The organism is Luteimonas deserti (assembly GCF_013425765.1).
Taxonomy (GTDB): Bacteria; Pseudomonadota; Gammaproteobacteria; order Xanthomonadales; family Xanthomonadaceae; genus Luteimonas; species Luteimonas deserti.
This window is the reverse complement of record NZ_JACCJZ010000017.1, coordinates 234,390-257,018: the sequence shown is the minus strand read 5'-3', so window position 1 is coordinate 257,018 and position 22,629 is coordinate 234,390. Positions and strand designations below refer to the sequence as shown.

20 protein-coding genes are annotated in these 22,629 nt (G+C 70.7%); 15 read left to right on the top strand and 5 right to left on the bottom strand.

Annotation, left to right across the window (positions count from 1 at the left end; translation table 11 throughout):
* Positions 1 to 61: 61 nt before the first annotated feature.
* The 9 genes from H0E82_RS10330 to yeiP all read left to right on the top strand — a co-directional run bounded on the left by H0E82_RS10330 (position 62) and on the right by yeiP (position 9,553).
* Positions 62 to 616, top strand: coding sequence for a bactofilin family protein (locus H0E82_RS10330; RefSeq protein WP_180545372.1), 555 nt, complete (start codon positions 62 to 64; stop codon positions 614 to 616).
* Positions 617 to 618: 2 nt separating this feature from the next.
* On the top strand, positions 619 to 1,029 hold the full coding sequence (locus H0E82_RS10325; RefSeq protein ID WP_425600338.1) for a hypothetical protein: 411 nt from the start codon (positions 619 to 621) through the stop codon (positions 1,027 to 1,029).
* Between the two features lie 223 nt (positions 1,030 to 1,252).
* The gene (locus H0E82_RS10320; RefSeq protein ID WP_180545371.1) at positions 1,253 to 2,038 is read left to right on the top strand and encodes an enoyl-CoA hydratase-related protein; all 786 of its coding nucleotides are present in this window, start codon (positions 1,253 to 1,255) and stop codon (positions 2,036 to 2,038) included.
* A gap of 71 nt (positions 2,039 to 2,109) precedes the next feature.
* Positions 2,110 to 4,089: an ATP-binding protein gene (locus H0E82_RS10315; protein WP_180545370.1), complete on the top strand. Its 1,980-nt coding sequence runs from the start codon at positions 2,110 to 2,112 to the stop codon at positions 4,087 to 4,089.
* Between the two features lie 5 nt (positions 4,090 to 4,094).
* The gene (locus H0E82_RS10310; RefSeq protein ID WP_180545574.1) at positions 4,095 to 4,991 is read left to right on the top strand and encodes a hydroxymethylglutaryl-CoA lyase; all 897 of its coding nucleotides are present in this window, start codon (positions 4,095 to 4,097) and stop codon (positions 4,989 to 4,991) included.
* Positions 4,988 to 7,564 carry a sensor domain-containing protein gene (locus H0E82_RS10305; RefSeq protein WP_235974267.1) on the top strand — a complete coding sequence of 859 codons (2,577 nt, stop codon included), beginning with the start codon at positions 4,988 to 4,990 and terminating at the stop codon, positions 7,562 to 7,564. The genes H0E82_RS10310 and H0E82_RS10305 overlap by 4 nt, the downstream gene beginning before the upstream one ends.
* A gap of 67 nt (positions 7,565 to 7,631) precedes the next feature.
* On the top strand, positions 7,632 to 8,402 hold the full coding sequence (locus tag H0E82_RS10300; protein WP_180545369.1) for an SDR family NAD(P)-dependent oxidoreductase: 771 nt from the start codon (positions 7,632 to 7,634) through the stop codon (positions 8,400 to 8,402).
* Positions 8,403 to 8,990 (top strand): retropepsin-like aspartic protease, encoded by a 588-nt coding sequence (locus H0E82_RS10295; RefSeq protein ID WP_180545368.1) that lies wholly within the window; start codon positions 8,403 to 8,405, stop codon positions 8,988 to 8,990.
* Complete coding sequence (gene yeiP, locus H0E82_RS10290) at positions 8,987 to 9,553, top strand: elongation factor P-like protein YeiP (RefSeq protein WP_180545367.1); 567 nt, start codon at positions 8,987 to 8,989, stop codon at positions 9,551 to 9,553. The genes H0E82_RS10295 and yeiP overlap by 4 nt, the downstream gene beginning before the upstream one ends.
* Positions 9,554 to 10,350: 797 nt before the next feature.
* Here yeiP and H0E82_RS10285 read toward each other — a convergent pair.
* From H0E82_RS10285 to H0E82_RS10275, 3 genes are all read right to left on the bottom strand, one after another.
* Positions 10,351 to 12,219, bottom strand: a complete 1,869-nt coding sequence (locus H0E82_RS10285) for a DUF7844 domain-containing protein (protein ID WP_235974266.1) — start codon at positions 12,217 to 12,219, stop codon at positions 10,351 to 10,353.
* Positions 12,220 to 12,357: 138 nt separating this feature from the next.
* Entirely contained in the window at positions 12,358 to 12,657 is a 300-nt protein-coding gene (locus H0E82_RS10280) for a DUF2388 domain-containing protein (protein ID WP_180545366.1), read from the bottom strand.
* A gap of 74 nt (positions 12,658 to 12,731) precedes the next feature.
* Positions 12,732 to 14,120 carry an FAD-binding oxidoreductase gene (locus H0E82_RS10275; RefSeq protein ID WP_180545365.1) on the bottom strand — a complete coding sequence of 463 codons (1,389 nt, stop codon included), beginning with the start codon at positions 14,118 to 14,120 and terminating at the stop codon, positions 12,732 to 12,734.
* A 125-nt stretch (positions 14,121 to 14,245) separates the two neighbouring features.
* Here H0E82_RS10275 and serA point away from each other — a divergent pair, with 125 nt between their 5' ends.
* Complete coding sequence (gene serA, locus H0E82_RS10270) at positions 14,246 to 15,478, top strand: phosphoglycerate dehydrogenase (protein WP_180545364.1); 1,233 nt, start codon at positions 14,246 to 14,248, stop codon at positions 15,476 to 15,478.
* 15 nt (positions 15,479 to 15,493) lie between these two features.
* Here serA and H0E82_RS10265 read toward each other — a convergent pair whose 3' ends face one another.
* Both H0E82_RS10265 and H0E82_RS10260 read right to left on the bottom strand, forming a co-directional pair.
* The gene (locus H0E82_RS10265) at positions 15,494 to 15,922 is read right to left on the bottom strand and encodes a VOC family protein (RefSeq protein ID WP_235974265.1); all 429 of its coding nucleotides are present in this window, start codon (positions 15,920 to 15,922) and stop codon (positions 15,494 to 15,496) included.
* An 82-nt stretch (positions 15,923 to 16,004) separates the two neighbouring features.
* Positions 16,005 to 16,571 (bottom strand): NUDIX hydrolase, encoded by a 567-nt coding sequence (locus H0E82_RS10260; RefSeq protein WP_180545362.1) that lies wholly within the window; start codon positions 16,569 to 16,571, stop codon positions 16,005 to 16,007.
* 201 nt (positions 16,572 to 16,772) lie between these two features.
* Here H0E82_RS10260 and H0E82_RS10255 point away from each other — a divergent pair, with 201 nt between their 5' ends.
* From H0E82_RS10255 to H0E82_RS10235, 5 genes are all read left to right on the top strand, one after another.
* Positions 16,773 to 18,329 (top strand): alanine/glycine:cation symporter family protein, encoded by a 1,557-nt coding sequence (locus tag H0E82_RS10255; RefSeq protein WP_219338498.1) that lies wholly within the window; start codon positions 16,773 to 16,775, stop codon positions 18,327 to 18,329.
* Complete coding sequence (gene nhaC, locus H0E82_RS10250) at positions 18,326 to 19,825, top strand: Na+/H+ antiporter NhaC (RefSeq protein WP_180545360.1); 1,500 nt, start codon at positions 18,326 to 18,328, stop codon at positions 19,823 to 19,825. Before H0E82_RS10255 ends, nhaC begins: the two co-directional genes overlap by 4 nt.
* A 42-nt stretch (positions 19,826 to 19,867) precedes the next feature.
* Complete coding sequence (locus H0E82_RS10245) at positions 19,868 to 21,229, top strand: sodium-dependent transporter (RefSeq protein ID WP_180545359.1); 1,362 nt, start codon at positions 19,868 to 19,870, stop codon at positions 21,227 to 21,229.
* 54 nt (positions 21,230 to 21,283) lie between these two features.
* On the top strand, positions 21,284 to 21,937 hold the full coding sequence (locus H0E82_RS10240) for a methylthioribulose 1-phosphate dehydratase (RefSeq protein WP_180545358.1): 654 nt from the start codon (positions 21,284 to 21,286) through the stop codon (positions 21,935 to 21,937).
* Positions 21,938 to 22,058: 121 nt separating this feature from the next.
* Entirely contained in the window at positions 22,059 to 22,616 is a 558-nt protein-coding gene (locus H0E82_RS10235; RefSeq protein ID WP_180545357.1) for a 1,2-dihydroxy-3-keto-5-methylthiopentene dioxygenase, read from the top strand.
* The last annotated feature ends 13 nt before the right edge of the window (positions 22,617 to 22,629 follow it).

Here is a 22,629-nt window from a genome sequence, read left to right as displayed (position 1 = left end):
CGTTCGAACCCAGTTCGGGCCGTTCCAGCCGTCCACCCGTCCAATCGAGGTCACGCGCGACATGGCTATTTTTCCGCAGTCCGGCAACGCCAAGACGTCTTCCCCTTCCTTCGCCTCCGATCCCCCGCCGCCGCCCGCGACGCAGCGTGAGCCCGCGCCGGCGATCGCGGACTTCTCGCCTGCCGCGCCACCCCAGACCCAGCGCCCGGCGCCCGCCGCCGCGCCGGCGTCCAAGGAATCGGTGATCGCCGCCGATCTGACCATCGAAGGCAAGATCGAGGGCTCGGGCGACGTCCGCATCGCCGGCCGGTTCAAGGGCGACGTCAACGTGCAGGGCAACCTCACCATCGAGCACGGCGCCAAGCTCAACGGCGGCGTGCGCGCCAAGCAGGTGTTCGTGTCGGGCGAGCTGGAAGGCAACATCGAATCCGCATCGCTGGTCGAACTGCGCGACTCGGCCGTGCTCACCGGCGATCTCAAGGCCGGTTCGCTCACCGTGGCCTCGGGCTCCAAGATCCGCGGCCATATCGAATGCGGCTGGGGCGAAGTGAAATCGGCACCGGTCGGCACCGGCAAGGACAAGGCCGCCAACGACAAGTCCAGCGACGCCGCCTGACCGTGAGCAGCCGTCCCGGCGCGGCGGGTGCGACCCGCACCTGCCCGCACTGCAAGGCCACCATTCTTGAGCGCGCCGCGCGGTGTCCGGAGTGCCAGCACTACCTGCGTTTCGACGCAGCGCCTGCCGCCGTGGTGCCGGGACGCAGCAACGCGATCGTACCGACGGGTGACACCACGACCGCCCTCCAGGTCGAGGGCCGGATCCGGCACCCGGCCGAGGGCGGCGCGTGGGAGTACTCGGTGGTGCTGGTGATCCAGGACGGCGACGGCAAGGAACTCAAGCGCCAGGTGGTGAATGTCGGTGCGCTGCTGGTAGGCGACGAGCGCACCTTCAACCTGAGCGTCGAAGTGACGCCCACCAACGATCTCAGGCGTCCGACCCGGTCGCCGCTCAGTCGCGGCCGGCACTGAGCCGGGCGAGGCGCCGGGGACACCCTGTCCATGGCGTCGCACGTCACCTGCCCGACCGGTCGCGCCCCGCAGTCCCAGGCGCAGCAATGTGGATCCGTCCGGCGTTCCATCGCGCACGAAGGCCGGCCCGGCGGACCGGTCGGGCGACCCCGGGTTGCGGCGCGGCATGGGCCCGCGGCCACGAGTCGTTATGATTCCGGCCTGTTTCCGCAGAAGTTCGCCGATGTCCGATGTCCTGATTCTCGAACGCCACGGTGCCGTCGCGCGCCTGCGCCTCGACCGCCCCGAGCTGCACAACGCCTTCGACGCCGACCTGATCCAGCGTCTGACCTCGGCGCTCGAGGAACTGGCGCACGACGCCGCGATCCGCGTGGTGGTGCTCGAAGGCGGCGGCGCATCGTTTTCGGCTGGCGCCGATCTCAACTGGATGCGCGGCATGGCTTCGGCGAGCGAGGCCGCCAACCGTGACGATGCTCTGGCACTGGCGCGCCTGATGCGCACGCTGGACGAGCTGCCCAAGCCGACCATCGCCCGCGTCCACGGCGCCGCGTTCGGTGGCGGCGTGGGCCTCGTGGCCTGTTGCGACATCGCCATCGGCGTGCCGGCTGCGAAGTTCGGCCTCACCGAGAGCCGCCTGGGCCTGCTGCCTGCGGTGATCTCGCCCTACGTGATCGCCGCCATCGGCGCGCGCCAGGCCCGGCGCTGGTTCGCCAGCGCCGAGGTCTTCGACGCCGACGAAGCGCTGCGCATCGGCCTGCTGCATGCCGTGGTCGAGGCCGACCGGCTCGACGAGGCGGTGCAGCGACAGGTCGCCCTGTTGCTCAAGGCCGGGCCGCATGCCGCCGCCGACGCCAAACGCCTGGTGAGGACGGTCGCCTCGACGTCCGAGCGCGACCGGCTCGACCACGACAATGCCGCCCTGATCGCCGCGCTGCGGGTGTCGGCCGAAGGCCAGGAGGGCCTGGCCGCGTTTCTCGACAAACGGCCCCCCGCGTGGGCCGCGCAGTGAGCCGTGCCCGCCACGCGTCCACACCTGATCCCGGCGTCGCCACGGCCGCGCGCCCTTTACCGGATGTCCCGATGTTCTCAAGCGTCCTGATCGCCAATCGCGGCGAAATCGCCTGCCGCGTCATCCGCACCTGCCGCCGCCTCGGCATCCGCACCATCGCGGTGTATTCGGAGGCCGATGCCGACGCCCAGCACGTGCGCCAGGCGGACGAGGCCTGGCCGATCGGCGGCCCGCAACCGGCCGACAGCTACCTGCGCGGGGAGATGATCCTCGAGGTCGCCCGTGCCTGCGGCGCCGAGGCGATCCACCCGGGGTACGGCTTCCTCAGCGAGAACGCGGACTTCGCCGACGCGGTGGAGCGCGCCGGGCTGCGCTTCATCGGCCCGTCGGCGGCGTCGATGCGCAAGATGGGCAGCAAGGCCGGGGCCAAGGACCTGATGGCCGCGGCCGGCGTACCGGTGGTGCCCGGCTACACCGGCGAGGACCAGGACCCGGGCACGCTTGCGCGCGAGGCAGCGCGGATCGGGTTTCCGCTGATGATCAAGGCCGCGCATGGCGGCGGTGGCAAGGGCATGCGCATCGTGCATGCGCTCGAGGGCTTCATCCCCGCGCTCGAGAGCTGCCAGCGCGAGGCCAGGAATGCGTTCGGCCGCGACCGTGTGCTGCTCGAGCGCTACATCGAATCGCCCCGGCACATCGAGATCCAGGTCTTCGGCGACGCGCACGGGGGTGCCATCCACCTGGGCGAGCGCGAGTGCTCGGCGCAGCGCCGCTACCAGAAGGTGTTCGAGGAGGCGCCGTCGCCGTTTCTCACGCCCGAGCTGCGCGCGGCCATGGGCGCGGCCGCGGTGCAGGCGGCGCGCGCGATCGACTACGCCAACGCCGGGACCGTGGAGTTCATCGTCGCGCCCACGGGCGAGTTCTATTTCATGGAGATCAACACCCGGCTGCAGGTGGAGCACCCGGTGACCGAGCTGGTGACGGGTCTGGACCTGGTGGAATGGCAATTGCGCGTCGCGGCCGGCCAGGCGCTCCCGCTCGAGCAGGATGCCGTGCCGCGCGAGGGCCACGCCATCGAGGTGCGGCTCTACGCCGAGGATCCGGATGCGGGCTTCCTGCCCGGTTCGGGACGGCTGCGCACGCTGCGCCTGCCGGCGCCGTCCGCGCACGTGCGGGTGGATTCCGGCGTGGTCGAGGGCGACACCGTGACCATCTTCTACGACCCGATGATCGCCAAGCTGATCGTCCACGACGCGGACCGGCCGCGTGCCCTCGCCCGCCTGCGCGAAGCGCTCGCCCTGTGCGCCATCGAAGGCCCGAAATCCAATATCGCCTTTCTCGAGCGGCTGGTGCGGCATCCGGCGATCGTCGGCGCGAGCATCGATACCGGCTACCTCGACCGCCATCTCGACGAGTTCATCGCTGGCGACGACGCGGCCGCGCCGGACCCGGCCCTGCTCGCGGCCGCCGCCGTCGCCACCCTGCTCGCCGAGGGCGCGGCCGACGCCCTGGACGCCTCACCCTGGGCGACGGCCGATGGCTGGCGGCTGGGTGCGCCGGCGCCGCGCCGGCTCGCATTCGAGCACCGCGGGCAGCCGCGACTGCTCGGCATCACCGGACGGGCCGGCGACTACGACGTCGAGGTCGACGGGCAGCAGGTGGCGGTCCGCGGCGCGCGGCGCGACGGAGACGGCCTGACCGCGCGTTTCGACGGGCATGCGCGCCGGCTCGCACTGATCGAGGGATCCGACACGCTGGTCGTACACGACGGCCACGCCCGCCTCGAGCTTCGCCTGCTCGCCGACGACCGCCACGGGGCGGTGGGCAGTGCGTCCACCGACGACCGCGTACGCGCGCCGATGCCCGGGCGCGTGGTCGCGACGCGGGTACGGGCCGGGGACACGGTGACCGCCGGCCAGGAACTGCTGGTGATGGAAGCCATGAAGATGGAACTCGCCCTCAAAGCCCCGCGCGACGGCACCGTGGCCGAGCTCCGCGCCGCGGCCGGCGAATTCGTCGATGCCGACGCCACGCTGGTGGTGCTGGCGTGAGCGCGCTGCCGCCGGAGGTGCGGATCGTCGAGGTCGGCCCGCGCGACGGCCTGCAGAACGAGGCCACCCTGATGCCGACGGCCGACAAGATCGTGCTGATCGACCGGCTGTCGGCCACCGGCCTGCGCAGCATCGAGGCGACCAGTTTCGTCAGCCCGAAGTGGGTGCCGCAGCTTGCCGACGCGGCCGAGGTCTACGCCGGCATCGACCGGCAGCCCGGCATCGCCTACCCGGTGCTGGTGCCCAACGAGACCGGCTACGACCGCGCGCGATCGGTCGGGGTCGAGGAGATCGCCGTGTTCACGGCGGCGTCGGAGGCCTTCAACCGGCGCAACATCAATGCCGGCATCGAGGAATCGCTGCAGCGGTTCGCCCCGGTGATGGCGCGCGCCCGGGCCGACGGCGTGCGGGTGCGCGGCTACGTGTCGACGGTGCTCGGTTGCCCTTACCAGGGCGCGGTTCCGGTGGCCGATGTGGTCCGGGTTGCGCGTTCCCTCCACGACATGGGCTGCTATGAAGTCTCGCTGGGCGACACCATCGGCGTCGGCACGCCGGCCGCCGCGCGGGCGATGCTGCGCGCGGTCGCGTCCGAGGTGCCGATGCCGGCCCTCGCAGTGCATTTCCACGACACCTACGGCCAGGCCCTGGCCAACCTGCTGGCCTGCCTCGAGGACGGCGTTTCGGTGATCGATGCGGCGGTATCGGGCGCGGGCGGTTGCCCCTACGCCCGGGGCGCCAGCGGCAACGTGGCGACCGAGGACGTGGTGTACATGCTGCACGGGATGGGCGTGCGCACCGGAGTGGATCTCGACCGGCTCGCCGCAACCGGCAACTGGCTCGCCGGGCGCCTCGGGCGCCGCACGCAGAGCAAGGTCGGCGAGGCGCTGGCCGCACGCGGATGACCGCGCTGCCGGGCATGGACGACCCCGCGCTCCTGACCGAAGGGGACCCGGACGCGTCACTGCCCGATGCGCTGGCCGCCGCCGCGGCCGACCCCGCCCTGCCCGCGCACGCACGCGCGCTGCTGCGCCGCGCCCACGCGGCGCTGCTTGCGGCCCGGGCGGACGCGGACGCTGCCCACCTGCGCTACCACGCATTGTTCGACGCGGTGCCCGACCCGGTCAGCATCCTGGACGCGGACGGTGTCGTGCTGGACCTCAACCGCGCCGGCCTGCGGGCCTACCAGCGCCCGCGCGACGCGATCGTCGGCCAGCCGATCGAGGTGCTCAATCCCGACCTGCCGCGCGACCATCTGGCGCCGGTCTGGGATGCGGTGCACCGCGGACGGACCTACGTCATCGAGGTCACCAACATGCGCGGCGACGGCTCGCGCTTCCCGGTCGAAGTGCACACGGCCGGTTTTGAGCACGAGGGGCGGCCGTGCCTGGTGGCGGTCGCGCGCGACCTCAGCGAGCGCCGCGAGGCGGAGGTGCGCTACCGCGAACTGATGGACGTGATGGACCGGGGCATCGCGATCCACGACGTGTCGGGCCGCTTCGTCTACGGCAACCCGGCCGCGCTGCGCCTGCTCGGGATCCGCCAGGGCACCTCGCTCGGCGATACCGCCAACCTGGGCGACTGGATCCCGATCGCGCCGGATGGCGCCGAACTCGCCTGGGAGGACCTTCCGCCGGTGCGCGCGCTGCGCGACGGCCGCCTGGTCGAGAGCACCCTGATGGGGCTCTACCACCGCGCGCGGCGCCAGCTGTACTGGCTGATGGTGACCGCGGTGCCGCAATACCCCCCCGGCGGCGACCGCCCGCACCAGGTGCTCTCGCTCTTCAGCGACGTGACCACCCTGAAGCGCGACAGCAGCATGTTCGACCGGGTGCAGGCGCTGGCCCACATCGGCGGCTGGGAGCTCGACTGCAGCACCGATCGCCTGCACCTCACCGCCGAGGCGGCGCGCATTCTCGAGGCGGACGCGCCGCCGGCCACGATGGAAGCATTCGCCGCGATGCTCGCCACCGACGACCGCGCGCGCCTGCGCGACGCGCTGGGCGCGGCGATGCTGCAGGGGGAGGGTTTCGACCTCGAACTGCAGGGCCTGCGTCGGGACGGCAGTGGCTTCTGGGTGCGCGCGATCGGCGGGCCGCGCCACGGCGACCCCGCCACCTCGCGCCTGACCGGCACGCTGCAGGACATCGCCCGCAGCAAGCGCGACGAGGAGGTGCTGCGCCTGCAGGCACGCACCGATCCGCTGACCGGCCTGCTCAACCGCGATGCGATCCTCGGCGAGCTTGAGCGGCGCATGCGCCTGCCCGGCGCCGCCGCGGTCGCGGTGCTGTACATCGACCTGGACCGCTTCAAGTTCGTCAACGACGCGCTGGGCCACGCTGCCGGCGACGAGCTGCTGGTGTCGGCCGCGCACCGGATCGGTCACGCGGTAGGCGATCGCGGCAACATCGCGCGTTTCGGCGGCGACGAGTTCCTGGTGGTGTGCGAGGCCGGGCCCGACGCGACCCGCGCCGAACGCGTGGCCGACGCGATCCTCGACGCGTTCGGCGACGGCTTCCGGTTCGACAGCGAGGAGTTCACGATCACCGCCAGCATCGGCATCGCCCGCGCCCCCGAGGACGGCGATCGACCGCAGACGCTGATCCAGAACGCGGACGCGGCGATGTACGAGAGCAAGCGCCGGGTCCGCAACGGCTGGCAGCGCTTCACGCCGGCCCTGGCCGAAGGTCAGCAGGAACGCCTGCGCGTGGAGACCCATCTGCGCCGGGCGATCGACAATGCGGAATTCCATCTCGTCTACCAGCCGCAGGTCGACCTTCTCCAGGGCCGCATCGTCGCGGCCGAAGCCCTGATCCGCTGGCACAACCGGCAGCTGGGCGAGATGCGTCCGGATCACTTCATCGACCATGCCGAAACCACCGGCGACATCGTCCGCATCGGCGCCTGGGTGCTGCGCGAAGCCTGCCGGCAATCGGCGGCCTGGCGCGACGCCGGGCTCGGCGTGATCCGGGTGGCGGTCAACGTCTCGTTCCGGCAGCTGGTGGGCGACGATCTCGCCGCGCACGTGGGCCGCGTGCTCGCGGAATTCGAGCTGCCCGGCGATGCGCTGGAACTGGAGTTCACCGAACGCGTGCTGATCGAGGACGCGCCGGCCACCCTGGCCACGTTCGCCGCGCTGCGTGCGATGGGCGTGGTGCTGACGATCGACGACTTCGGCGAAGGCTACAGCGCGCTGAACTACCTGCGCCGTCTGCCGATCCACGGGCTCAAGCTCAGCCAGCTCTTCGTATCGGGCGTGCCGGACGACCGCTCGGACGTCGCGGTCTGCGAAGCGGTCGCCGGCATCGCCCGCGGTCTCGGTCTCGGTCTTGTGGCCGAGGGCGTCGAATCGGAAGCGCAGCGGCGTTTCCTGATCGATCTGGGCGTGCCCGTCGGCCAGGGCTTTCTGTTCGCACCCGGGCTGTCGCCCGACGAGTTCGCGCGCCGGGTGCGCGACGGCGGCGGCCGGTTCGGCTGAACGCGGCATGCCGGGTGCCGCCGGCACAGCGGTTAAACTGCGCGCTTTCCGACCCGAGAAACCGCGTATGCGTCCCGATTCCATCCGCGCCATCGTCACCGGCGGCGTGTCCGGCCTCGGCCTCGCCGTGGCCCGCCAACTGATCGCGGCCGGCGGCAAGGCGGTGCTGTTCGACGTCAACGACGACAAGGGTGCGGAGGCCGTCGCGGCACTGGGCGAAGACCAGGTGCGGTACCTGCGCACCGACGTCACCGACGAAGCGGGCGTTGCCGCGAACGTGGACGCCGCGTGCGACTTCCTCGGCGGCCTCAATGCGGCGATCAACTGCGCCGGCATTCTGGGCGCCGGTCGGGTCCTGGGACGCGAAGCCCCGATGCCGCTGGAGACCTTCAGCCGCACGGTGATGGTGAACCTGGTGGGCAGCTTCAATGTCGCCAAGGCCGCGGCCGCGGTGATGCAGCGCAACGCGCCCGGTGAGGACGGCGAGCGCGGAGTGATCGTCAATACCGCATCGGTCGCCGCGTACGAAGGCCAGATCGGCCAGGCCGCGTATTCGGCCTCCAAGGGCGGCGTGGTCGGCATGACCCTGCCGATGGCGCGCGAACTCGCGCGCTTCGGCATCCGCGTCAACACGATCGCGCCGGGCATCTTCTGGACGCCGATAGTCGACGGCATGCCCGACGACGTGCAGCAGTCGCTGTCGGCCTCGATTCCGTTCCCGTCGCGTCTCGGCCGGCCGGAGGAATTCGCCGATCTCGTCGCCTACATCCTCGGCAACCGCTACCTCAACGGCGAGACCATCCGCCTCGACGGCGCGGTGCGGCTCGCGCCGAAGTAAATGCCGGCACGCCTGCCTGTGCGGACACTGTGGACCGGCGCCCTGGCGGCGGCGCTCGCCTGCACGCCCGTCGCCGCGCAGAACGCGGTGCCGGCCGGCGTGGCCACGGCGCTCGAAGCCGGCGGCTACGCGTCGGTGCCGATGCGCCGGCACGGTGACGCGCATCTGACCGTCGAGATGCGGGTCAATGACGTGCCGGGCGTCTTCATCCTCGACACCGGTGCAGGCCGCACCGTGATCGACCGCGCCGCGCAGTCGCGTTTCGACGAAGGCCGTGCGGCCGTGGCCGGCGGCGTCGCCACCGGTGCCGGCGGCGCGGGCGTCGCGATCGAGGCATTGCCCGACAGCCGCCTGCGCATCGGCGACTACCGCGACGAGGCGTTCACCGTGCACGTGATGCCGCTCGACCACGTCAATGCGGCGTTTGTGCGCCGCGGCGAGGCTGCGGTCGACGGCGTGCTCGGCGCCGACGTGCTCGAGCGCGGCGGCGCGGTCATCGACTATCCCAATCTGCGGCTCTACCTCCGCAACCCCGACGCCGGTCGCGGCGCGGCATCCTCTTCACCCTCTATCAGCGAACAGCGATGAAAGCCTACGACGTCAAGAAAGGAAACGTGGTCGAACACAACAACGGCGTGTACCAGGTGCGCGACATCGAGCGCAGCTCGCCGCAGGGCCGCGGCGGCAACGTGCGCTTCCGCTTCACGATGTACAGCGTGCCGGGCGGCACCAAGACCGACGCCAGCTTCGACGGCGACGACGAACTGCGCGAGGTCGATCTCGCCCGCCGCCAGGCCAGCTTCTCGTACAAGGACGGCGATGCGTTCGTGTTCATGGACGACGAGGACTTCACCCAGTACACGCTGGACGCGAACGTCGTCGGCGACGGCGCGGGCTACATCACCGACGGCCTGACCGGCTGCTTCGTGCAGGTGATCGACGATGCCCCCGTCGGCCTGCAACTGCCGCAGAGCGTGGTGCTCGAAGTCGTCGACACGCCGCCGGAACTCAAGGGCGGCACCGCGACCAAGCGCCCGAAGCCGGCCGTGCTCAATACCGGCATCGAGATCCAGGTGCCCGAGTACATCACCAACGGCGAACGCGTCTGGGTCAACACCACGACCGGCGAATTCGGCGGCCGCGCGGACTGAAACGCCCGGACCGGGTACCTGAAGCCGCCTGACGCCGCACGCGTGTGCGGCCTGGGGCACCTTACGCGCGTCGGAATGCGTAGTGACTCGCGGTCGTCCGTACGCCACGATCCGGGCGCGATCAGTGTCTCGCGAGCCAGCGCGCCTTCTCGCCGAAGCGGAATCCAGCCGCCTGCGGGACGTCGCCTCGTCCCGGGGCACCTGCACCCCGCACCACGCTGGAACCTGCAGCAGCGCCCGCGCGCGCCACTGGCGGCTGCACATTGAACGCATCGCGCGCCTGAAGCACGAAACCGAACGCCGAACCTACGGTGTGCGGTCCGCGCACTGCGGGACCCGGCCGGCCCACGGCGTGGGCCGCTCCAGGCCAGCCGCACGCTGCCTCTGCAGGCGCGCGCTCGCACGCGAACACGCGTCCTGTGGACTGCATCGTGCGCCGGCGCGCGGTTGGAGGATGAACTTGAATGCCCGCCGTGCGGCTCACGGTCCACAGGGCACGGCCGATCCCCGGCGCGGACCGTCCGGGACAAGGGGCCACTCTGCACCGGTAGGCGCGTGCTTGCCCACGAACGGGCGTGCTGCACACGGCATCGCGCGCACGCGCGCTTCTGCAGCGCGAAACCGAACGCGCGGCGTTCGGTTTGCGGTATGCGGGCCACGACGGTTCCCGGCGCGGACCGTTGCGGACCGGGCACGCGCCTCACCTGCAGGAGCGCGGTCGTGCGCGAATGCGCGTCCTGCGGAATGCGTCACGCGTCAGCGCGTGAGTTCAGCGTCGCGCGTCGCGATCCACGCCGTCATTCCAACTGCAGTCCGCCCGCCGCGCGATGCAGGTCGCGCAGCCGCGACCCCAGCGTCTCGAGATTCTGGTCAAGCGACGCGATCCGCGCCTGCGCGTCGGGCGACAGGGCGGAACGCGCCAGCTCCTCGAGCCGTCCGCGCAATCCGCGCAGCCTCACGGCGCCCGCCCGGACCTCGTGACGCAATACCACCCGTTCCGCCGCGTGCGGCAGTCCGTAGCCGGCATCGAGCAACCGGGCCGGGCGGCTGAAGCCATCGCCCGCAGCCAACAGGGCCCGCAGGGCCGCGACCGCCGGCGCGGCGTCCGCGGTCTGCCGCGCATCGAGCAGGTGGCGTTTGAGCACGTCACGCAGCCGCAACTCCTCGCGCCGCCGCGCGGCCTGTTCGAGCACGAGCAGCGCCGCGGCGTCGCGCAACTCCGCGGTCGCGAGCCAGGGCGCGCGGACGTCCGGCGCGAGGTCGAGCCAGTCCTCGGCGCGCACGGCCGGCAGCGGCTGGGCGTTGCGCGCGATGTCGAGCAAGGCCTGGTATTCGGCGTCGGCCGACGGGAAATGGAAGCCGGCATGCACCGCGTCCTCGCGGTCGAGGACGGACGGATCCGCAGCCCCGCTGCGCACGAGGTTCCGCAGCAGCCCGTTCGGCGTGATGCTCCGCAGGCGTGCATCGGCCAGGCGCGGCACACCGGTCTGCAGCAGCTTCCAGGTCTCGACCGCGCAGTTGTTGCCGACGAAGTAATACCGGCCGTCGTAGCTCCAGTGAAGCGTCGCCGCGTGGTTCAGCAGCGCCGCGATCTCGTCGGGCGACAAACCCAGCGGGATCGATTGCAGGCCACGCAGTTCCAGCTTGGTGTACTCCTCGACGACCTGGTCGAGCGGCAGCTCGAACAACCGGGAGGGATAGCGCCCGGTCAGGCCGCGCAGGCTGGAGATCTGCACGTCGTCCACGAATGCACGGAACGACAGCACACGATGGTGGGTGAGGTCGTAGCGGCAGTCCGGCCCCGGTGCGCGTCCCGGGGCGCAGACCACCAGCCGCAACATGCTGTGGCCCCAGCGGCTCATCGGCCGGGCGTTGCCTTCGGCGAGCAGGTAATCGACGGCGTACACGCGTGCCGGGTCCAGGCCCGGCAGCGGCGACGAGGCGGCCTCCGTGTCGTCGACGGACTCGGCCTCGACGAACGGCAACACCGGATCGCAGGCCGCCGCGTCGGGCGCCCACGCGAAGTGGGCGGCGAAATAGGCGTGCAGCGCCGGACGCCGGCACGCGTACTCCGGATCGAGCAGGAAATGCTCGAGGTTGACCGCGACGAACTCGGCCGGCGATGTCAGCTCGTAGCGATCCGGGCTGCGGTCGGACATCGCGTTGTCGCGCGTGCGCAGGCCGAAGCGCAGCGGTCGGACCGGCCAGCCGGCCAGATCACGTAGCCGGCCATCGCGCGACAGGCCGCCGTGCGGCGAGCGGTCGTAGCGGTGGGCGAGTTCGTGCACGACGGCGGCGAGCGCCGCGCGCCGCGGCGGCGACGCCGTTGCGGCCTCCGGGCCTGCGGCGATCCATGCGTCGAGCAGCGCACGGCGCAGCAGGACCCGATCACCCCGGGCGTGCCCGTGCACGCCGTCGCGCAGATCGTCGCGCCACTGCACGCGGACATCGAGGCCATCGGCGGCGCGCCACGCGGGCGGCAACGTCGCGAACGCGGTCTCGAAGATCTGCGCGGACGCGGCTTGCTGCGCCGCATCGAGCGGCGCCCGGCCCTCGGCGTCGAACTGCCAGCGCCACGATGCGCCGGCGTCGCTGCCGGCAGCGCACGCCAGCAGAACGACGATCACGCGCACCAGCATGCCGACCACGGAGCCCGATGCCGTCATTCCGGTCGCGCACCGAAGAGAACGCACGCCGACGCCGGCACGCGGCCACCACGAAACGCCGCGTCGACACGCATCGCCCCGGATCCCGCCACGTGCACGACGACCCGCCGGAACACGCCGGAGCGGACGCCCGCCCGCCTAGTGCGCGAGGATCGCCTGCGCAAGTTCGAGATCGCTGGCGGCGCGCGCCGCGTCGCTCGTCGCACGCAGGTGGCGCAGGGCCGCTTCCAGCTGCACGCCGCGTATCCGGCCGTCGCTGGCGACGAAGCCCGCCGCGTCCTCGCGCGCCTGCACCACGACCTTGTCGTTGCCCGACGTGCTGCCGCTCGACGCCGACGATCCCGCCGCGGACGCACCGCCGGTGGTGCCGGCGAAACTGCCGGCGAACGCGGGCGACGACAGGGCGATCAGGGCGCAGGCGAGCAGCGGACGGGACATCGGGGCATCTCCGGGCAGGGGCGCCCGACTTTACACGAGGCCCACGGCGCGCCTGCGCATCGCACGCGCGGCGCTCAGGGATCGAACAGCTTGCCCGGATTCAGGATGCCGGCCGGATCGAGCGCGGCCTTGATGCCGCGCATCACCGCGATCTCCGCGTCGCTGCGGGTCGAACGCAGGTACGGCTTCTTGACCAGGCCGATGCCGTGCTCGGCCGAAATGCTGCCGCCGTGCCGCTCGAGCGTCGCCGCGAGCAGCTTGGTCACGCGCTCGCATTCGATCACGAAGTCCGGGTTCGCCATCGCCTCGGGCTTGAGCACGTTGATGTGCAGGTTGCCGTCGCCGATGTGCCCGAACCAGACCACGTCGAACTGCGGATACTCCGCCGCCAGCAGCGCCTGGGTCTCGGCCAGGAAGGCCGGCATCGCCGACACCCGCACCGACACGTCGTTCTTGTAGGGCACGTAGGGCGCCAGGCTCTCGGTGATGCCCTCGCGCAGCCGCCACAGCTGCGCGGCCTGGGTGTCGCCGTGGCTGATCACGCCGTCCTCGACCCAGCCCTGCTCCACGCAATGCTCGAACGCCGACAGCAGCGCGACCTCGCCGGCCTCGCCCTCGCTGGCGAACTCGGCCACCACGTAGAACGGATACGCGGTGTCGAACGGCGGCTGCGCGCCGTGGGCGACCACGTGATGCAGCGCGCGGTCGGTGAAGAACTCGAAAGCCTCCAGCCCGAGCCGCTCGCGCAGCGCCTGGAACACCTGCATCAGCACGTCGAACGACGGCAGCGCGAGCAGCATCACCCGCGTGGCGGGCGCCGGCTCGGCCAGCCGCAACGTGGCTTCGACGATCACGCCGAGCGTGCCCTCCGACGCGACCGCGAGATGGCGCAGGTCGTAGCCGCTGGAGTTCTTGACCAGGCCGCGGTTGAGGTCCAGCAGCTCGCCGGTGCCGGTGACCAGCTTGACCCCGGCCACCCACTCGCGCGTGTTGCCGTAGCGCACCACCCGGATGCCGCCGGCGTTGGTGGCGATGTTGCCGCCGATCGTGCAAGACCCACGCGCGGCGAAGTCCACCGGATACTGCAGCCCGTGCGTGCGCGCGGCCTCGTGCACGGTTTCCAGCGCGGCGCCGGCCTGTACGGTCAGCAGCCGGTCGACGGCATCGAAGCCGAGCACCTTGTTCATGCGCTGCAGGCTGAGCACCAGTTCACCGTTCGCGGCGACCGCCCCGCCCGACAGCCCGGTGCGCCCGCCCGAGGGCACCACGGCCACGCCCTGCGCATGCGCCCAGCGCATCACCGCCTGGACCTGAGCGACATCGGCCGGCAGCGCGATCGCCAGCGGCGCCGGCGTCCAGCGCCGGGTCCAGTCGACGCCGTAGTGCGCCAGATCGGTCGGATCGGTCAGCACCTGCAGTGCGGGCACCGCGGCCTGCAGGCTGGAAATGCGCGCGTCGTACATGCAGGGGCGCCGGAATCGAGGGGGAGGCCAGCCTGCCAGCCGGTCCTGCCCGCGTCCAGCGCGCCGCCGCGTGCGGGCGGCGCTTCTGGCACCATGTGGCGCCCCGTCGAAGGCGCCGTGCACCGATGAAGACTTCGTTCCCCAAGGCCGACATCCGCGTGCTGCTGCTCGAAGGCGTGAGCCAGAGCGCGATCGAGGTCTTCCAGGCCGCCGGGTACACCCAGATCGACGTGCACCCGAAGTCGCTGCCCGAAGACCAGCTGCGCGCGCGCATCGCGGAAGCGCACATCGTCGGCATCCGCTCGCGCACCGAGCTGACGGCCGAGGTGCTGGCCGAGGCCCGTCGGCTGATGGCGATCGGCTGCTTCTGCATCGGCACCAACCAGGTGGATCTCGAGGCCGCGGAACTGGCCGGCATCCCCGTGTTCAATGCGCCCTATTCCAACACCCGCAGCGTCGCCGAGCTGGTGGTGGCCGAGGCGATCATGCTGCTCCGCGGCATCCCGCAGAAGAACGCGCAGTGCCACCGCGGCGGCTGGAGCAAGTCCGCGCTCGGCAGCCACGAGGCACGCGGCAAGACGCTGGGCATCGTCGGCTACGGCCACATCGGCACCCAGGTCGGCGTGCTGGCCGAATCGCTGGGCATGCAGGTGCTGTTCCACGACATCGAGACCAAGCTGTCGCTCGGCAATGCGCGCAGCGCCGGGAGCCTCGACGATCTGCTCGCGCGCAGCGACGTGGTGACGCTGCACGTCCCGGAAACACCCGCGACCCGACTGATGTTCGGCGCCGCCGAACTCGCGGCCATGAAGCCCGGCGCCCACCTGATCAACGCCTCGCGCGGCACCGTGGTCGACATCGACGCGCTCGATGCCGCGCTGCGCAGCGGCCAGGTCGGCGGCGCGGCGATCGACGTGTTCCCGGTGGAGCCCAAGGGCAACGACGACGCCTTCGAATCGCCGCTCCTCGGCCACGACAATGTCCTGCTCACCCCGCACGTCGGCGGCAGCACACTGGAGGCGCAGGACAACATCGGGGTCGAGGTGGCGGCCAAGCTCGTGCGCTACAGCGACAACGGCAGCACCTTGTCGGCGGTGAACTTTCCCGAGGTCACCCTGCCGGAGCACGATGGAAGTCATCGGCTGCTGCATCTGCACCGAAACGTGCCGGGCGTGTTGTCGAAGATCAACGAGGTGTTCTCGCGCGAGTCGATCAACATCGACGGCCAGTACCTGCGCACGACCGCCAACGTCGGCTACGTGGTCATCGACGTCTCGGCGAGCGGCGACCAGGCCGCGCACCTGCGCAGCGAGCTGTCGAAGATCGACGGCACGCTGCGCACGCGGGTCCTGTATTGAACGAGGCCGCTCGCGTCAGTAGTTGCGCCACAGGCCGGGCGTGGCGAGTTCCAGCACGTGGCCGTCCGGATCCTCGAAATAGAGGCTGCGCCCGCCCGCAGGCCACGTCATTTCGCCGCGGATCGGCACGGCGTGCGCGTTGAGGCGGGCTTTCCAGTCGGCGTAGGCATCGGCGTCGATGCGCAGGGCCATGTGCAGCGGCCCGGACCCGTCGTGGCCGGGCACCGTACCGCGCTCGCCGCAGACGTCGTCGACTGATCCGCCACGCGCGAAGACCAGCAGCACGCTGCGCGCGCCGGCATCGAAGGCGGTGAGCCGTTCGGTTCGAAGCATCACCGCAAGTCCGAGCACGTTCGCGAAGAAGTCGACCGATCGCGCCATGTCGTCGACGTAGAGGGCGGTTTCGAGTACGCCCACGATCGGCGGCGCTGGATCCGGTGGCATGTGCATGCGTGCGATGGTGGTTGCTTCGCCCAGCGGCCGCAACGTGTCACGGGCGCACGCGCCTCCGGCGTGCGCGGGGCGCTCAGCAGGCCTGCCGCGACCCTTCGATCCAGCGCCGCGCCATGCGTCGCAGGGAGACGTCGTAGGTTGGATCCGCGGCCACGTCCGCGATCGCCACCCAGGCCAGCGCGTGCGACTCGTCGCTGACCACGAACCGCTCGTCGGCGCCGGCATGCACCACGTAGCGCACGTCGTAGTGCCAGTGGGCGGGCACGTCCCCGTATCCGGGGATGCGATGCCGGTCGAGATCGAAGATCACCGGCACCACCCGGACATCGCGCAGGCCGGTTTCCTCCTGTGTTTCGCGCAACGCCACGCGGGACAGGTCGCGGTCCCCGTCGGCGTGCCCGCCCGGCTGTAGCCAGAGACCGAGCTTGCGGTGATGGGTGAGCAGGGTGCGCCCGCCGTCCCGGGCGACCACGAAGGCGGACGCGGTGAAATGGCCTTCCCGCCGTTCGCGCACGAAGGCATCGAAGGGGTCTTCCAGCAATTCGAGGAACTGCGCGACCGTGGCCGCCTCGTCGGGATGGTGGGCGCCGTACCGGTGCAGTGCGCGTTCGAGGGCGGCGGTGTCGGTGGGCAAGGACATGACGTGCGCTGGTGGGCGTGGGTCGCCATTATCCCCGTCCATGCTGCACCTGCGCTTGTGGTCCACGGCGCGCTTTGGCAAGGTACGGCGGCGTTTCCATCGTCCGACAGGGGGCCCTTTGAGCCGTTGCGATCGTCTCCACCGCCGCGCTCGCGCGTGCGGGTCGTGCCGTCTGCGTCCGTGTTCCGCGCGGAGCGCCGCGTGATCCGCCGCGCCCTGGCGGCCCTGTCTTCCTTTCTCCTGCTCGCGGCGCTGCCCGCGTCGGCGCTCGCGGCCCCCGCGCCCAGCGGACTCGACCAGGCGATCAACAACGCCTTCGCACCGGTCGCCGACATCGTGTCGTGGCTGGTGTTCCACCCGGTGCCGATCGGTTTCGGCGCGAGCATGCCGTTCGTCGTGCTGTGGCTGGTGATCGCCGCGGTGTTCTGCACGGTCTACTTCGGCTTCATCAACATCCGCGGCTTCGGCCAGGGCTTCCGGCTGATCCGCGGCGATTTCTCCCGCCCCGGCGACACCGGCGAAGTCAGCCACTTCCAGGCGCTGGCGACCGCGCTGTCGGGCACGGTGGGCCTCGGCAACATCGCCGGCGTCGCCATCGCGATCAGTATCGGTGGCCCTGGCGCCACGTTCTGGATGATCGTCGCCGGCCTGCTGGGCATGAGCTCGAAGTTCGCCGAGTGCACGCTGGGCGTGAAGTTCCGGCGCATCAATCCCGACGGCACGATCTCCGGCGGACCGATGTACTACCTCAGCCAGGGCATCGCCGAGCAGCGTCCCCGCCTGGCCGGGCTCGGCAAGGTGTTGGCGGTGGTGTTCGCGCTGTGCTGCATCGGCGGCTCGCTCGGCGCCGGCAACATGTTCCAGGTCAACCAGACCTTCCAGCAGATGCAGCTGGTCAGCGGTGGCGCCAACAGCGTGCTGGCCGGCAACGGCTGGATCTTCGGCCTGGGCATGGCGGTGCTGGTGGCTGTGGTCATCATCGGCGGCCTGAAGAGCATCGCGCGGGTCACCGGCAAGCTGGTGCCGTTGATGGCGCTGCTCTACTTCGCCTGCGGCGCTTTCATCATCGTCGCGGATTTCGCCAACGTGGTGCCCGCGCTGCAGGCCATCGTCTCTGGCGCGTTCACCCCCGAGGCCGGCTACGGCGGCTTCATCGGCGTGCTGATCCAGGGCTTCCGCCGCGCGGCGTTCTCCAACGAGGCCGGCGTGGGCTCGGCGGCGATCGCGCATTCGGCCTCGCGCACCCGCGAGCCGGTGTCCGAGGGCCTGGTCGCGCTGTGGGAGCCCTTCATCGACACCGTGGTGATCTGCACCATGACCGCACTGGTGATCGTGATCACCGGCATGTACCAGGTGGAAGGCGTCGGCGACGGCGTGCAGCTGACTTCCATGGCCTATGCGTCGGTGCTGTCGTGGTTTCCCTACCTGCTGGCGGTCTCGGTGTTCCTGTTCGCGTTCTCGACCATGCTCACCTGGTCGTACTACGGCGAGAAGGCCACCTGCTATCTGTTCGGCGAGTCGCGTCCGGTCAGCCTGGCCTACAAGTTCGTGTTCTGCGCGTTCGTGGTCATCGGTGCGTCGGCGAACCTGGGCGTCGTGATCGACTTCTCAGACGCGATGATCCTGGCGATGTCGGTGCCCAACCTGATCGGCGTCTACCTGCTCGCACCACTCATCCGCCGCGAACTGCGCAGCTACATGGCGCGGCTGCGCAGCGGCGAGATCCGTGACTACCGCAAGACCCCCGAGACGGCATGAACGCCACCGCCGAGCGCCAGCCGACCCTCCTGCAGGCACTGACGCCGCTGCTGTTCCTGGCGGTGGCGCTGGGCGCGGCGGTCTATCTGTACGCCGATGATTCGTCGTACGGCGCGAACCAGATCTCGCTGCTGCTGGCGGCGGGCATCGCGGCGATCATCGGGCTGCGCAACGGGCTGGCCTGGGACGAGATCCAGCAGGCACTGGTGCAGGGCGTGTCGCTCGCGATCGTGCCGATCTTCATCCTGCTGGCGGTCGGCGCGCTGATCGGTACGTGGATCCTCAGCGGCACGGTGCCGACGATGATCGTGCTGGGCATGAAGCTGCTCCACCCGGCGTACTTCTATCCGGCGACCTGCCTGATCTGTGCGATCGTCGCGCTGACCATCGGCAGTTCGTGGACCGTGGCCGGCACGCTCGGCGTGGCGCTCATCGGCGTGGCCCAGGGCCTGGACATGTCGCTTCCGATCACCGCGGGCGCGGTGATCTCGGGGGCGTACTTCGGCGACAAGATGTCGCCGCTGTCGGACACCACCAACATCGCGCCGGCCGCGGCCGGCAGCGAGCTGTTCGCGCACATCCGGCACATGATCTGGACGACCGGACCGAGCATCCTGATCGCCCTGGTGCTCTTCACGATCATCGGGCTCGGCGCGCGCGGCGACGGCGCGGGCGCCGCCTTCGGCGACCTGCCCGCGTTGCTCGACGCGCGGTTCACCCTCGGCTGGTATCTGCTGCTGCCGATGCTGGTGGTGTTCGCGCTGGCCATGCTGCGCTTCCCGGCCTTTCCCACGATCATGGTCGGCGCCCTGCTCGGCGGCCTGTTCGCGGTCGTGTTCCAGCCGGAGGTCGTGGTCGCACTGGCGGACAACGAGGGCCTGTCCCGGCCGATGGCCCTGCTTTCGGGGGCATGGACGGCGCTGTTCGACGGCTACAGCGTCGACACCGGCAACGCGGCGCTGGACGAGCTGCTGCAGCGCGGCGGCATGTCGAGCATGCTCAACACCGTGTGGCTGGTGATCTGCGCGATGGGCTTCGGCGCGGTGATGGAGCGCACCGGCCTGCTCGAACGGATGATCCGCAGCGTGCTCAAGGCGGCGCGCTCGACCGGTGCCCTGGTCGCCTCGACCCTCGCCACCGCGTTCGGCGCCAACGTGGTCACCGCGGACCAGTACATGTCGATCGTGCTGACCGGGCGGTTGTTCCAGCCGGAGTACCGCCGGCGCGGACTGGATCCGGTGAACCTGTCGCGCGCGCTCGAGGATGCCGGCACGATGACCTCGCCGTTGATCCCCTGGAACACCTGTGGCGCCTACATGGCCGCGACACTCGGCGTCGCCACGCTCGACTACCTGCCCTACGCCTTCTTCAACCTGGTCAGCCCGATGGTGGCCGTGGTGCTGGCGTGTGCCGGCTTCAAGATCCTGCGGCTGCCGGACGCGGCCGCTGTTCCATCCGATGCACCGGCGACGGATACGCCCGCCTCACGCGGCTGACCGCACCGCGCCGCCCGCTGCCCACTCCTTTCCGGATCCGCCATGAGCACGACAACCTCCATCCACGGCATGTGGTCCTCGCGCCTGATGTTCATCCTGGCCGCCACCGGTTCGGCGGTGGGCCTGGGCAACATCTGGCGGTTCCCGTACATGACGTCCGACAACGGGGGCGGCGCGTTCGTGCTGGTGTACCTGGCCTGCATCGCGCTGGTCGGCCTGCCGATCCTGATGGCCGAGGTGCTGATCGGCCGGCACGGCCGCATGAGCCCGATCAACACCCTGCGCAATCTCGCACGCGACAGCGGCACCGGACGGGCATGGGTGGGCATCGGCTGGATCGGCATCGTCGCCGGCATCCTGATCCTGAGTTTCTACAGCGTGGTCGCCGGCTGGACCCTGCATTACGCCTGGCGCTACCTCAAGCAGCTCTTCGGCGGCGCCGGCATCACCGACCCGGGCGCGACGTTCTCGGCGCTGCTCGCGGATCCGCTGGAGCTGACCTTCTGGCACGCGCTCTTCATGCTGTTGACGGTCGCGGTGGTCGCGATGGGCGTGGAAAAGGGACTCGAGCGCGCCGTGCGCTTCCTGATGCCGGCCCTGTTCCTGCTGCTGCTGGCGCTGGTGGGCTACGGCCTGAGCACCGGCTACATGGGCCAGGCGATCAGCTTCCTGTTCCGGCCGGACTGGTCGGAGATCGACGGCAACGTGTTCCTGCGCGCGATGGGCCAGGCGTTCTTCTCGCTGAGCCTCGGCATGTGCACGATGATGACCTACGGTGCCTACCTGCCGCGCGAGGGCGTATCGATCCCGCGCGTGGGCATCGCGGTCGCGTTGACCGACACCGCGGTCGCCCTGCTCGCCGGCATGGCGATCTTTCCGATCGTGCTGTCGTTCGGCCTCGATCCCGCCGGCGGCGGCCCGGGGCTGATCTTCACCTCCCTGCCGCTGGCCTTCGCCGCGATGTCGATCGGCGCCCTCTACGGCCTGCTGTTCTTCGGCCTGCTGTCGGTCGCGGCATGGACTTCGTCGATCTCGCTGCTCGAACCCGCCACCGCGTTCCTGGTGGAAAAGTTCGGCGTGAAGCGGCGCAAGGTGGCGGCCCTCTCGATGGCCGGCCTGTGCTGGTTGCTGGGCCTGCTGTCGGTGCTGTCGCTCAATGTCTGGTCGCACGTGCGGATCTTCGGTCGCGACATCATGGGCTTCATCGAACTCGTCGCCAACGACATCATGCTGCCGCTCGGCGGACTGATGATCGCGCTGTTCACCGGCTGGGTGCTCAATCGCACGCTGCTCCGCGAGCAGCTCTCCGACATGCCGGAAGCGCTGTTCACGACGTGGCGCTGGCTGCTGCGCGTGGTGGCGCCCCTGCTGGTGCTGGTGGTGCTGGTGCGCGCGCTCGCCTGACGCCCGCGTGCATGCCGCGCGGGAGGCCCGCCCGGGTCGGCTAGAATCGGTGGCATGAGCACTTCCACCCCGCCCTATGACGGACACCGCCTGCGGGAACTCGCGGGCGAGCTGATCGTCAACATCCGCGAGCTGGCCCAGGCCGGCTGGACACCCGCGACCAGCAGCAACTTCTCGCGTCGCCTCGACGACCGCCACGCCGCGATCACCGTTTCCGGGCGCGACAAGGGCCGGCTGAAGGAGGACGACATCATGGTGGTCGACTTCGACGGAGCCGCCGTCGGCAGCGACCACCGTCCCTCGGCCGAGACCCTCCTGCACACCCAGCTCTACCGGCGCTTCGCCGAGGTCGGTTGCATCCTGCACACGCATTCGCCCAACCAGACGGTCGCCTCGCGGCTGTTCGCGGGCGCGGGCCGGATCCGCATCGAGGGCTACGAGTTGCTCAAGGCCTTCGCCGGCAATGCGACCCACGAGGCTGCGATCGACATCCCGGTGCTGCCCAACAGCCAGCACATGCCGACGCTGGCGGCGCAGGTGGACGCCCTGCTCGATGCGCAGCCGATGTGGGGCTACCTCATCGACGGCCACGGACTGTACGCCTGGGGCCGGGACATGGCCGAGGCGCGGCGCCATCTCGAAGCCTTCGATTTCCTGCTGCACTGCGAACTCGAGCTGCGACGGCTGGGCGCGCGCGCCGGCATGTGACCCGCTGGGCCGCGCCCGGTTTGCGGCGTCGCATGGAACACCCGCGTTCCGCTGCGGTCAACGTTCGCGCCGGAGGGCTTTGCTAGGCTGGACCGCCCCCGCCGCGCCGAGCCAGACCGCCATGAGCCGCCTCCGCATCTTCGACGACACCGCCCCGGACACGCCGCTGTTCGACAGCCGCGACGGCGACGCCATCGCGCGCGAGCTGCAGACCATCGGCGTGACCTTCGAGCGCTGGCAGGCTGCGCAGCCGGTGGCCGCGGGCGCCAGCCAGGACGAGGTGATCGCGGCTTACAAGTCCGATATCGACCGCATCAGCGCCGAGCGCGGCTTCAATACCGTGGACGTGATCAGCATCGCGCCGGACAACCCCAAGCGCGACGAACTGCGCGCGAAGTTTCTCGAGGAGCATTTCCACAACGAGGACGAGGTGCGGTTCTTCGTCGACGGCTCGGGACTCTTCACGCTTCACGTCGAGGGCAAGGTCTACGAGATCGAATGCGTCAAGGACGACCTGATCGGCGTGCCCGACGGCGTGACCCACTGGTTCGACATGGGTCCGGAACCGCGATTCGTCGCGATCCGCTTCTTCGAGCAGCCGGACGGCTGGATCGGCCATTTCACCGGCTCCGACATCGCGCAGAAGTTTCCGCGCTACGACGCCGCGCTGCGCGACTGAGCGACGCCGATGC